This window comes from Flintibacter muris, from assembly GCF_943192995.1.
GTDB lineage: Bacteria > Bacillota > Clostridia > Oscillospirales > Oscillospiraceae > Lawsonibacter > Lawsonibacter muris.
Window position 1 is genome coordinate 33,757 of sequence record NZ_CALPCP010000028.1, and the last position, 11,794, is coordinate 45,550.

An 11,794-nucleotide genomic window follows, 5' to 3' on the forward strand; every position below is an offset into this window, starting at 1 on the left:
AGGATAATAACATGAACATGTCTGAAAGTTCCAGAATTATCCTCGGCCTTCGTGCTGCTGGATGGGATGAAAAGGCAATCAACGATTTCATCCTATGGGTCGAAACCGGCGAGGAGCAGTACAAACCAAAAGAGAAGAATTGAGAAGCATGCAGAACCGGTCCGGGAGCGATCCCGGGCCGGTTTTTGCTTCCATTCCTCAGAGGAGGGATTCCCTTCGTCCCGCCCGCAGGCGAAAAGGCCCCCTTCACAAAGGGGGCTCCACCCACAGGGCGGTGGGGGTTTTCTCCAAGAGACAGGCGCGTTTCGATAGGGGAAAACCCTCCGTCACCGCCTCCGGCGGCGCCACCTCCCTTTGCGAAGGGAGGCTTTTTGCGCTTTGATTCGTGCTGCGTTTTCTCCGAAACACCGAAAAACCCCGGATACCTGCTCCAAGGTATCCGGGGCTTCCCGTTGAAAAAGAGGATTAAAATGAAACGAACTGTCTCTTGCAGATTTTATATTACAGGAAACTTATTAACAAATCCAACGTCAGTTGTTACAAAAGGATTAAATCGTATAAAGTTCTCAACTGCGCGCGGGGAATCTTTGGCTTTTTTTGACAAAGCGTCTGCTGCGCCGGGGTGGAGCCCACAATACTGTCAGCAACTATTTAAGTGACAGTTGAAAGCTGCCCATATGATGTAGTATACTTTGCTTATATTAAGATGGATGCGGAAACCAGGTATTGAGGATTATGAAGGGCATAAAGAACCGCTTTTTCACATTTTGCAAGAGCAAAAAGACAATAGAGTGTTTCGGCTGTATGATTATTGTTTTGTTGATATGTTATGTGCCCACAGGGTGGATCTATGATTTGTGGACTGATGCTGGAACGAGGCAGGGTCAATGGCCCAACGAAGATGTTCAGTTGGTTCGTGGGGCAGAGGATATATTGCCGTTCTGTACGGCAAGAACACCGGTTACAGTAACTGCAACTAATTTGGTGCGCTGCCCGCTCATGCGTCTGCGGGATTTGGACTGGGAGGGCGAACATTATGTCGGGAATCATGGAAAACATCATACCATCGAGGAATATTACAGTACAGAAATAATAGGTAACCTTGACCAATTATCTCCTTGAACAGAGAGAAAGGCCAACGGAGCGACCCGTCAGCCTTTCAAAAATGGAGGATAGAATGAAAAGATGTTCTTGCCTTGCGAGTATGAGTATAGTCAAAAGATTTTACAAAAGTTCTTTCAAGATGTTACAAAAGCTTTAAATATTATCGCAAACTTTGAAAAAACGCCTGGAGCACCTCTTCGCACTCCCGCTCCAGCGGGCCCTGGTAGATACGGGGGTGGTGGTTGAACCGCTCCTCAAAGAGATTGAGCACCGAGCCGCAGCACCCGGACTTCTCCTCCCGGGCGCCGTAGCGCACTTCTTTGATGCGGGCGTTGATGATGGCTCCGGCACACATGGGGCAGGGCTCCAGGGTGACGTAGAGGGTGCAGTCTGAAAGCCGCCAGCTCCCCAGCCGGGCGCAGGCCTCCCGGATGGCCTCCACCTCGGCGTGGGCGGTGGCATCCCGGTCCGCCTCCCGGCGGTTGCGGCCCCGGCCGATAATCTCCCCGTCCTTCACAATCACACAGCCCACCGGCACGTCGCCGTCCCCAATGGCCTCCCGGGCCAGACACAGGGCCTCGGCCATGAAATATTCGTGGTTCATTCTTCGATTTCCCGCATAAACACGATCACGCCGTCGCCGTGCATACAGAACTGCCAGCCATCCCGGCCCAGTTCATTCCACCGGGCTTCCGCTTCCCGGATTTTTTTCTGCCAATCAAAGCCCAGCGACGTTTTGATTTCTGCCATCTTATACTCAAATTTTTTCACGCTGCTTCGCCTCCTTTTCTTCCATTCTATCACAAGTTGTCTTCCATTCTATCACAAGTTGCCCCTTGCCGCAATGCGAATCCCGTGATACAATATCCGTCGAATTCATTGCAGAGGGACACGTTCTATGAAAACTTATCACGCCGGACAATTTGATATTGCCGTTATTGGAGCTGGCCACGCGGGGATTGAGGCCGCGTTGGCCGCTGCGCGGATGGGGATGAAAACCCTTTGCTTCACCGTCAACCTGGACGCGGTGGGCAACATGCCCTGCAACCCGGCCATTGGGGGTACAGGGAAGGGCCACCTGGTCCGGGAACTGGATGCTCTGGGGGGAGAGATGGCCAAGGCCGCCGACCGGGCCTGCATCCAGTACCGGCTGCTGAACCGGAGCAAGGGCCCCGCTGTCCAGTCCCTCCGGGCTCAGGCCGACCGCCGGGAGTACCAGAAGGTAATGAAGCACACCCTGGAGAGACAGGAAAACCTGTGGGTAAAGCAGGCGGAGGTGGTGGAGATTCTCACCGATGGCGGTGCGGTGTCCGGTGTAGTCACCCACACCGGGGCGGTATATCAGGTTAAGGCCGCCGTGGTGGCCACCGGCACTCACCTGGGGGGACGCATTGTGGTGGGGGATGTAGTCCGGGACTCCGGTCCCGACGGCCTGGCCGCCGCCCTGCCCCTGACTGACAGCCTGAAAAAGCTGGGGCTGTCCATCCGCCGGTTCAAAACGGGCACACCGCCCCGGGTCAACGCCCGCAGCGTGGATTTTTCCAAAATGGAGCTGCAAAAGGGCGACGGGGACGGCCTGGCCTTCTCCTTCCAGACCGGGTCTCCCCCGGAAAACCGGGCGGTGTGCTGGCTGACCTACACCAATGAGGAGACCCACAAAATTATCCGGGCCAATCTGTCCCGCTCCCCCCTGTACGACGGCACTATCGAGGGGGTGGGGCCCCGATACTGCCCCTCCATTGAGACCAAGGTGGAGCGCTTCCCCGACAAAACCCGCCATCAGCTGTTTATTGAGCCCATGGGGCTGGACACCGAGGAACTGTACATCCAGGGCTTTTCCTCCTCCCTCCCGGAGGAGGTGCAGATTGAAATGCTCCACACCATCCCCGGCCTGGAGCGGGCTGAGATGACCCGCTGTGCCTACGCCATTGAATATGACTGCGTGGACCCCACCCAGCTGGAGGCCACCCTGGAGGTAAAAGCCGTCTCCGGCCTGTACGGGGCAGGGCAGTTCAACGGCTCCTCTGGCTATGAGGAGGCCGCCGTCCAGGGCTTTGTAGCCGGGGTGAACGCCGCTTTGAAGACACAGGGCAAACCGCCCTTTGTCCTCCGCCGGGACCAGGGGTACATCGGCGTGCTCATTGACGACCTGGTCACCAAGGGCACCAATGAGCCCTACCGCATGATGACCTCCCGCACCGAGTACCGCCTGCTCCACCGCCAGGACAACGCCGACCGGCGGCTCACCCCCGCCGGCTATGAATTGGGGCTGATTTCCCGGGCACAATATGAGGCGGTGCAGGAAAAATATGCCGCCGTGGACCGGGAGGTCCGCCGTCTGGAACACACTGGCACGCCGCCCACTCCCGAGCTTACCGCCCTGCTGGAGGAGCGGGGGGAGCCCCCGGTGAAGGATGGGGCTCGGCTGGCCGACCTGCTCCGCCGCCCCCGGCTGAACTACGCCGATTTGGCCCCCTTCGACCCCGACCGCCCCGCTCTGCCCCCCGCCGTGGCCAACGAGGCGGAGATCACCATCAAGTACGCCGGCTATATCGACCGCCAGCTGCGCCAGGTGGAGGAGGTCAAACGGCTGGAGGAGCGGCCTATGCCGGAGGATATCGACTACCTGTCTATTGAGGGCCTGCGGCTGGAGGCAAGGCAGAAGCTGGCCGCCATCCGCCCCCGAAGCCTGGGCCAGGCGGGCCGGGTGTCCGGCGTGTCCCCGGCGGACGTGGCGGTGCTGATGGTGTATTTGAAGCAGCGGGAGCTGTAGGGCTCTCCCATCCCGCCGCAGCGCAAGAGGCCCCCTTCGCAATGGGGGCTGTCAGCCGTAGACTGACTGAGGGTTTTCTCCTATAGAAGCAGATACGTCTCGATAGGGGGAAACCTTCCACCACCGCCTTTGGCGGTGGTCTCCCTCCCTTGCAAAGGGAGGCTTTTAGTGCTATCCAGGAGGTATTTTCATGAATCTGACACAAGTAAAAGGAAACACCTGGGTGCTTGAGGGGATTGAGTATATCCCGCTGTATAAGCTGGATGACAGCCGCTGTGTCCTGCTGGACACCGGCCTGCTCCAGGAGCGGGAGGATATTGAGGAGACACTGCGCTCCGCCGGGCTGACGCCGGTGGGCGTGCTGTGCTCCCACGCCCATGTGGACCACTGCGCCAACAGCCGGTATTTTCAGGAGAAGTACAACACAGAAGTTGCTCTCACCTACCCGGAGGCGGGGATGTGCGCCTCTCTGCTCAATTTAAAGTGCTACTTCCTCACCCTCTCCCCGGGCACGGTGGAGCGGGAGTCCTCCTGTATGATCCACGAGCCCGACCTCTTTCTCCCCATGTCAGACGGCCCCTTCGACGCCTGGGGAGCCCGTTTCCAAATTGTCCACACGCCGGGGCACTCCGCCGGGCATGTCTGTACCATCACCCCGGACAACGTGTGCTACACCGCCGACGCCCTGCTCAGCTCTGAGATGCTGGGGGCCAAACTGCCCTACAACCTGAGCCAGCAGATGGCTCTGGCCAGCCGGGAAAAGCTGCGCCGCCTGGACTGTGAGGCCTATATCATGGCCCACCGGGGTGTCTGCTCTGGCGAGGAAATTGGGGCACTCATTGACGCCAACCAGGCCCTGGTCCACCGCCGGGCGGATGAGATCCTGGCCCTGGTGGACCGGCCCATGACCGCCAGCCAGATCGACGAGGCGGCCTGCGTCCTCTACAAGCTCTTCACCCACAAGCCCCCCCGCTCCCTGCGCTTTGAGCGGAATGTCCGATTCTTTATTGAGTACCTGGTGGACACCGGACGGCTGAACGAGGTATGCCAAAACGGAGCTACTTACTATGTCCGGGCGAAAAATTCCTGAAAATTGCAAAAATCCCCTTGACAGGGGCGAAAGGCTGGCATACAATAGGGAAACATAAAGTGAAGACAGGGAACAGTACCCCGCAGCCGGGCGGCAGAGAGAGGATGGCTGGTGAAAATCCTCCAAAGGCGCGGTGGGAAGGCCCCCTGGAGCGCGGGGAGGAAATGCCCTGCCGGCCCCCGCCGTTACCGGGCAGGAGTGTCCCCAATGGGGAAATTCAGGTGGAACCACGGACAAATTTTGTTCGCCCTGAGCCGAAGCGGCTCGGGGCGTTTTTGTTTGGAAAGGGGTGATTTGATGACCGATCAGCACAAAGAACAGGCCATTGAGGTGGTAAAAAACATCTGCCACGTCCTCCACGAGAAGCGGTACGAGGACCTGCCCTCCTGCGTGGACAAGATGGAGTGGGACAACACGGAGGAAATCCGGGAGTGCATCCAGGGCACACTGGAGATAAACGACTTCGACGTGTTTGACGAATACGGCGTCCCTTGCAGCTTCAAGCCCCAGTATGAGTACCACCATGAGGTGATGTTTTTCGAGTACAAGGACGGCAGCGGCTTTGCAGTGGACTACGAGCTGACCTCCGGCGGAGACTTGACCTATCTGACGTTACAGCTTGAGTTTCTGTACGAAAACGGAGGATTAAAACGAATTTTCCACACAATTGACCCAGAATAAATGAAAAGGAGCTTATCCAACATGAAAAACAGCGAAAAGACCATGGAAAAAATTGTGGCCCTGTGCAAGGGCCGGGGCTTCATCTTTGCCGGCTCGGAGATTTACGGCGGCCTGGCCAACACTTGGGACTACGGCCCTCTGGGGGTGGAGCTGAAAAACAACATCAAGAAGGCCTGGTGGAAGAAATTCGTCCAGGAGAACCCCTACAACGTGGGCCTGGACGCCGCCATTTTAATGAACCCCCAGGTGTGGGTGGCCAGCGGCCATGTGGGCGGTTTTTCCGACCCGCTGATGGACTGCAAGGAGTGCCATGAGCGCTTCCGTGCCGACAAGGTGATTGAGGACTGGTGCCAGGAGAACAGCTTTGACCTGGGCCACAGCGTGGACGCTATGAGTCAGGCCCAGATGAAGGAGTTTATTGACGAACACCAGATTGTCTGCCCCTCCTGCGGCAAGTTCAACTGGACCGAAATCCGCCAGTTTAACCTGATGTTCAAGACCTTCCAGGGGGTCACTGAGGACGCCAAGAACACCGTCTACCTCCGCCCCGAGACCGCCCAGGGCATCTTTGTCAACTTCCAGAACGTCCAGCGCACCACCAGGAGAAAACTGCCCTTTGGCGTGTGCCAGATCGGCAAGTCTTTCCGCAACGAGATCACTCCAGGCAACTTCACCTTCCGTACCCGTGAGTTTGAGCAGATGGAGCTGGAGTTCTTCTGCAAGCCGGGCACCGAGCTGGAATGGTTTGCCTACTGGAAAAAGTTCTGCCACGAGTGGCTGCTGGGCCTGGGCATGAAGGACGAGGACCTGCGCCTGCGGGATCACGAGCCCGAGGAGCTCAGCCACTACTCCAACGCCACCACCGACTTTGAGTTTGCCTTCCCCTTCACCGACTGGGGTGAGCTGTGGGGGGTGGCCAGCCGCACCGACTTTGATCTGAAGGCCCACCAGACCACCTCTGGCAAGGACCAGACCTACTTTGACCAGGAGTCGGGCGAGCACTATATCCCCTATGTGATTGAGCCCTCCCTGGGCGCCGATCGGGTGACGTTGGCCTTCCTGTGTGAAGCTTACGACGAGGAAGTGGTTGATGAGGCCAAGAATGATGTCCGCACCGTCCTCCACTTCCACCCCGCCCTGGCCCCCTTCAAATGCGCTGTGCTGCCCCTGTCCAAGAAGCTGAGCGACAAGGCCCGGGAAATCCAGGCCGAGCTGTCCAAATACTTTATGGTGGACTTTGACGATGCCGGCTCCATCGGCAAGCGCTACCGCCGCCAGGACGAGATCGGTACCCCCTACTGCGTCACCGTGGATTTCCAGACCGTGGGCTCCGACACCGAAGAGGCCGACAACGCCGTCACTATCCGCAACCGTGACACCATGGACCAGGTCCGTGTGCCCATCAGCCAGCTGAAAACCTGGCTGGAGGAAAAGCTGGCCTATTGATTATTGATTTTGCCATCGACACGATTTTATGTGTATGGGCTGCCTAAAATATAAATAATTAAACCCTCCGTATTTTCTACTGATAAAATACGGAGGGTTTTAAGCTTTGAGCCCTGAACACATGGTTTGGTGAATCTTCTTTCAGGACAAAGGGCACCCCCGGCCATTGGCCGGGGGTATTTCCTGTTTATCTCAGATAATTCAGCGGGTTCACTGCGGTGCCGCCAACGCGGACCTCAAAGTGGCAGTGTACGCCAGTGGAGCGGCCGGTGGAGCCAGCCTTGGCGATGGTCTGGCCCTGGTAAACCTTCTGACCCACAGAAACCACCAGACTGGAGTTGTGGGCGTAGTAGGTTTCAACGCCGTTGTCGTGGCGGATCACAACCAGATTGCCATAGCTGCCGTTATAACCGGCCTTGATGACCGTGCCGCCGTCCGCGGCGTGGACAGCTTCACCATAGGTGGCGTGGATGTCGATTCCGGAGTGGTAGCTGTAGCTGCCAAAAATTCTCCGTCCGCCGAAGTAAGAATTGATGCGGTGGCTGCTGACAGGCCAGATATAGGTGCCCTTGGAGGCGGTCTTGGGCTTCTCCTTGGTCCCCACGGCCTTCACCGTAGTGGTGGGCTCCCGAAGGGTAAGGGTATCCGTCACTGTGCGCTCCCGCTCATAGCCGTTGACGTAAATCACGTCAGCCTGAACCTGGGCCTCCCCCTCCTCGCCCTGGGTGATGACCTTGGAGTCGCCCTTATACATGGAGTCGTCCTTGACTTCCTCCACCGGGCAGGCGATTGCCTCAGTATAGGTTATGTGCTCTGTGGTCTGAACGGAAAGGGCGGGGACAATCTCCTTTACGTTTAGTACGTCGCCCACCATCAGCCGGTTAATATTGGCCTGGGGATTGAGCTCCATCAGGTCACTGAGGGACATGTCGTTGCGGTAGGCAATGCCGTTGTAGGTGTCACCCTTGACCACGGTGTAGGTGGTCTCGCCGGTGGTGTTGGCCTTCAGGGCCTCCTCGATCTGGCCTACGCTCATCAAATTGTCCACCGCGTAGACGGGGCTAACGGACAGGTCCTCCACAAATTCCACGGAGGTTGTGGCATCAGTGACATATTCCGCCTTAATGCCGTCCAGCATGGTATTCAGGGCAGTCTCGTCCTTCACCACGCCCACAACCTGACCGCCCAGCATGACCTGATAGGCCCGCAGCTGGTCGCTGAGCTCATTGAGCTGTCCGTAGAAGTAGTTGCTGATGTCCTGCTCCCGGCTCAGGTCGCTTTTCAGGGTGAGGGCAAAGCTGTAATCAATGTTGCTGTCCACCTGGTAATCGTAGCCCAGCAACTGGCTGCCCCGGGTTTCCACCGTCCGGATGGCTTGGTCTACCACACTCTGGTCGGCTACCACGCCCACCTCCTGGCCGTCCACAATGACGGCGTAGCTGGTGGAGTAGAGGGTGGTAAGCGTGAGGGCGGTGCCCAAAGCCCCGGCTACCAGTAGAAAGGAGACGGGTCCCACCGCCAGCGTACCGGCGGCGGCGCCGTGGAACAGATGGGCCCAGCGGCGGAAATGGATACGAGCCCACTCCCGCATACCTTTGACATAGAGCTTAAACTCCGCCCGCCAGTCCGTATCGGCGGGGGCCTGGACCGGAGGCTGGGCCTGTTGGGGCGCTATAGTCGGGTTGTGCCCCTTGGGCTGCTCCTGCCCCACAACGGGAAGGCGGGCAGTCCAGCTCTGATCCTGAGATTGGTTCATGGAAATCACCTCTTGTTCCGAGGGAAAAATGACAATTATGAAATAAGAGTTACAAAATGGTAACAATAATATACATGTTTTCCCGTCTACAGTCAACCCCTTTTTTCGCCTTGAAACAAAAAGTTCACAAAAAAAGTGTACAAAATTTAAACGCCGCATAAAAATATACGGCGTTCTTTTTCAAAATTGTGTATAAAGTGACAAATAGCCCAAGATATTGTGGTTACAGCAGCATCCGCAGGGCGAAGGCCAGCGTCATAAGGACAACAGCCACGCTGGCGCAGGCGTCCAGCCTCCAGGCCTGCCGTTCCCGGCGGGCCCGGCGACGCTCCTCCGGGGTCAGGGTGAGCACCACCGGGCGGAAGGCGGGCTCCTCCTCCAAAATCCACTGTTCCTCTTCGGGCTGGCGGGCCAGACTGTCTTTCTGGGTCAGGGTATGCTGGCGGCGGAGCTCATCCAGGTTGATAATGTTCCCGGAACAGGGAAAAACATTAGATGTTTTATGGTATATGGTCTTCATAGATGTCCCCTCCATATTTTTAATGATAGGGTAAGTTTAGACCAAAAGCTGTCCCAAAAACCGGACTATTACTATGTCCGGCCTGTGGCTGCCCCTGCATGTGGCAGCAGAGCTGATGATTGCTATAATCAGGAATATACAACATTTGTTCGAAATTGTCAAGAGAAATATCAAAAATTTGTTCGAGTGTCCCGATCTGCCGCCATTGGGGCACTTCCCCCCTACTACTATATTATACAGACGTACAAAGGGAAAAAAGGTTCCCTTTGTATGTGTTTTTTTGCGGCTTGTGTTGATTTTTTGGGGAGATGGGGGTATAATGCTTTGGCTTATTGAGAAATCCACAGATTTGAGGTGCCATTCCCATGAAAAATGAGAAATTAAGAAATATCGCTATCATCGCCCACGTGGACCACGGCAAGACCACCCTGGTGGACGAGATGCTCAAGCAGTCCGGTGTCTACCGGGAGAACCAGGCCGTAGCCGACCGGGTGATGGACTCGGGGGACCTGGAGCGGGAGCGGGGCATTACCATCACCGCCAAGAACACCGCCGTGCAGTACGGTGATGTGAAGATCAACATTGTGGACACCCCGGGCCACGCCGACTTCGGCGGCGAGGTGGAGCGGATTTTGAAGATGGTAAACGGAGTTATCCTTTTGGTTGACGCCGCTGAGGGTCCCATGCCCCAGACCCGGTTTGTGCTGTCCAAAGCGCTGGAGCTGGGCCACCGGGTGATTGTGGTGGTGAATAAGATCGACCGTCCCGACCAACGGGTTTACGAAGTGATAGACGAGTGCCTGGAGCTGCTGCTGGATCTGGATGCCACCGACGAACAGCTGGACTCCCCCATGCTGTTCTGTTCCGGCCGTCAGGGTACTGCCTCTGTCCAGCCCGACGTGGCGGGCAGCGACTTAAAGCCCCTCTTTGATACCATCATTGACTATATCCCTGCCCCCGAGGTGGACCTGGAGGCCCCCTTCCAGATGCTGGTGTCCTCCATTGACTACAACGAGTTTGTAGGCCGTATCGCCATTGGACGCATTGAGCGGGGCCGGGTGAAGCAGAACCAGGAGATCGCGGTGTGCAACTACCACGATCCAGACGCCGCCCCCCAGAAGGCCAAGGCCACCGCCCTGTACCAGTTTGACGGCCTGGCCAAGGTCCCCGTCCAGGAGGCGGAGGCCGGCAGCATTGTGGCCATGAGCGGCATTGGCGACGTCACCATTGGCGATACCGTCTGCGCCCCTGACGCGGTGGAGCCCATTGAGTTTGTCCAGATTTCTGCCCCCACCATTGAGATGACCTTTTCTGTCAATGACTCCCCCTTTGCCGGGCGGGAGGGCAAGTATGTTACCAGCCGTCAGCTTCGGGACCGGCTGTTCCGGGAGACGCTGAAGGATGTGTCCCTGAAGGTATCTGAGGTGGAGGGCTCCACCGACTCCTTCAATGTGGCGGGCCGGGGCGAGATGTCTCTGTCCATCCTCATTGAGACTATGCGCCGGGAAGGCTATGAACTCCAGGTGTCTCCCCCCCGCGTACTGTACAAGGAGATCGACGGTGTAAAGTGCGAGCCCCTGGAGCGGCTGGTGGTAGACGTGCCCGCCGACTGTGTGGGTGCGGTTATGGAAAAGATCGGTTCCCGCAAGGGTGACCTGCTGGAGATGAACCCGGTGGGCGACCGGATGAAAATTGACTTCCTGGTCCCTTCCCGCGGCCTGTTCGGCTACCGCAGCGAATTTTTGACCGACACCAAGGGCGAGGGTATCATGGCCTCTGTCTTTGACTCCTACGCCCCTGTCAAGGGGGAGATCAGCCGCCGGTCCACCGGCTCCCTGGTGGCCTTTGAGACAGGCGAGGCGGTGACTTACGGCCTGTTCAACGCCCAGGAGCGGGGCGCGCTGTTTATCGGTGCCGGAACCCCCGTCTACGGCGGTATGATCGTGGGTGAGTGTCCCAAGGCGGAGGACATCTCCGTCAACGTGTGCAAAAAGAAGCAGCTGACCAACATGCGTGCCTCCGGCTCCGACGAGGCCCTGCGTCTGGTTACCCCCCGCCAGCTCTCCCTGGAGCAGTGCCTGGAGTTTTTGGCTGACGATGAGCTGCTGGAGTGTACCCCGGAAAACCTCCGGCTCCGCAAGCGCCTGCTGGACCACGGCGCCCGTATGCGGGAGGCTTCCAAGAAAAAAGGATAAGTCTGTGGCCCTCCGAAATATTCGGAGGGCCGTGTCTTGTCTTGACGGGATAAAAGGTTTTCACTATAATGACCACAGATGGAAGCAATCCGTCAGTTGAAGTTTGTACTGGCCTGGGGTGAGATGCACCGGGATGAGCTGATGCAGAACTGAGAAGCTGTACCAATAGATAAAAAGGTGCTATAATGAGGGTATGATACAGAAAAATGAGAGACGCAGGTATGCGAGC

10 protein-coding genes and 1 other annotated feature are annotated in these 11,794 nt (G+C 57.4%); of the genes, 6 read left to right on the top strand and 4 right to left on the bottom strand.

Annotated features, from left to right (window positions below; genetic code table 11):
* The first annotated feature begins 11 nt into the window (after positions 1-11).
* Entirely contained in the window at positions 12-143 is a 132-nt protein-coding gene (locus NFS22_RS23780) for a hypothetical protein (RefSeq protein WP_277614840.1), read from the top strand.
* Positions 144-1,264: 1,121 nt separating this feature from the next.
* Here NFS22_RS23780 and tadA read toward each other — a convergent pair.
* Both tadA and NFS22_RS16995 read right to left on the bottom strand, forming a co-directional pair.
* A complete protein-coding gene (gene tadA / locus NFS22_RS16990; RefSeq protein WP_251318900.1) occupies positions 1,265-1,708 on the bottom strand; it encodes a tRNA adenosine(34) deaminase TadA in 444 nt (147 codons plus the stop codon).
* Entirely contained in the window at positions 1,705-1,875 is a 171-nt protein-coding gene (locus NFS22_RS16995) for a hypothetical protein (RefSeq protein WP_251318901.1), read from the bottom strand. Before NFS22_RS16995 ends, tadA begins: the two co-directional genes overlap by 4 nt.
* Positions 1,876-2,002: 127 nt before the next feature.
* Here NFS22_RS16995 and mnmG point away from each other — a divergent pair, with 127 nt between their 5' ends.
* The 4 genes from mnmG to NFS22_RS17015 all read left to right on the top strand — a co-directional run bounded on the left by mnmG (position 2,003) and on the right by NFS22_RS17015 (position 7,094).
* Positions 2,003-3,877: a tRNA uridine-5-carboxymethylaminomethyl(34) synthesis enzyme MnmG gene (gene mnmG, locus NFS22_RS17000; protein ID WP_251318902.1), complete on the top strand. Its 1,875-nt coding sequence runs from the start codon at positions 2,003-2,005 to the stop codon at positions 3,875-3,877.
* 190 nt (positions 3,878-4,067) lie between these two features.
* Positions 4,068-4,967, top strand: a complete 900-nt coding sequence (locus tag NFS22_RS17005) for an MBL fold metallo-hydrolase (protein ID WP_251318903.1) — start codon at positions 4,068-4,070, stop codon at positions 4,965-4,967.
* Between the two features lie 53 nt (positions 4,968-5,020).
* Positions 5,021-5,222: a binding site (T-box leader), on the top strand.
* Positions 5,223-5,264: 42 nt separating this feature from the next.
* Positions 5,265-5,648 (top strand): DUF7668 domain-containing protein, encoded by a 384-nt coding sequence (locus NFS22_RS17010; protein ID WP_251318904.1) that lies wholly within the window; start codon positions 5,265-5,267, stop codon positions 5,646-5,648.
* 21 nt (positions 5,649-5,669) lie between these two features.
* Entirely contained in the window at positions 5,670-7,094 is a 1,425-nt protein-coding gene (locus NFS22_RS17015) for a glycine--tRNA ligase (RefSeq protein WP_251318905.1), read from the top strand.
* Between the two features lie 187 nt (positions 7,095-7,281).
* Here the strand turns inward: NFS22_RS17015 and NFS22_RS17020 are convergent, their stop codons facing one another.
* Positions 7,282-8,850: a M23 family metallopeptidase gene (locus tag NFS22_RS17020; protein ID WP_251318906.1), complete on the bottom strand. Its 1,569-nt coding sequence runs from the start codon at positions 8,848-8,850 to the stop codon at positions 7,282-7,284.
* Positions 8,851-9,073: 223 nt separating this feature from the next.
* Positions 9,074-9,370: a hypothetical protein gene (locus tag NFS22_RS17025; protein WP_251318907.1), complete on the bottom strand. Its 297-nt coding sequence runs from the start codon at positions 9,368-9,370 to the stop codon at positions 9,074-9,076.
* A gap of 365 nt (positions 9,371-9,735) precedes the next feature.
* Between NFS22_RS17025 and typA the strand changes: the two genes are divergently transcribed.
* The gene (gene typA / locus NFS22_RS17030) at positions 9,736-11,565 is read left to right on the top strand and encodes a translational GTPase TypA (protein ID WP_251318908.1); all 1,830 of its coding nucleotides are present in this window, start codon (positions 9,736-9,738) and stop codon (positions 11,563-11,565) included.
* Positions 11,566-11,794 lie beyond the last annotated feature (229 nt).

Bases quoted from the DNA above. Each gene is read 5' to 3' on its own strand.
- NFS22_RS23780 (WP_277614840.1), top strand. From the start codon at position 12: ATGAACATGTCTGAAAGTTCCAGAATTATCCTCGGCCTTCGTGCTGCT.
- tadA (WP_251318900.1), bottom strand. From the start codon at position 1,708: ATGAACCACGAATATTTCATGGCCGAGGCCCTGTGTCTGGCCCGGGAG.
- mnmG (WP_251318902.1), top strand. From the start codon at position 2,003: ATGAAAACTTATCACGCCGGACAATTTGATATTGCCGTTATTGGAGCT.
- NFS22_RS17005 (WP_251318903.1), top strand. From the start codon at position 4,068: ATGAATCTGACACAAGTAAAAGGAAACACCTGGGTGCTTGAGGGGATT.
- NFS22_RS17010 (WP_251318904.1), top strand. From the start codon at position 5,265: ATGACCGATCAGCACAAAGAACAGGCCATTGAGGTGGTAAAAAACATC.
- NFS22_RS17015 (WP_251318905.1), top strand. From the start codon at position 5,670: ATGAAAAACAGCGAAAAGACCATGGAAAAAATTGTGGCCCTGTGCAAG.
- NFS22_RS17020 (WP_251318906.1), bottom strand. From the start codon at position 8,850: ATGAACCAATCTCAGGATCAGAGCTGGACTGCCCGCCTTCCCGTTGTG.
- NFS22_RS17025 (WP_251318907.1), bottom strand. From the start codon at position 9,370: ATGAAGACCATATACCATAAAACATCTAATGTTTTTCCCTGTTCCGGG.
- typA (WP_251318908.1), top strand. From the start codon at position 9,736: ATGAAAAATGAGAAATTAAGAAATATCGCTATCATCGCCCACGTGGAC.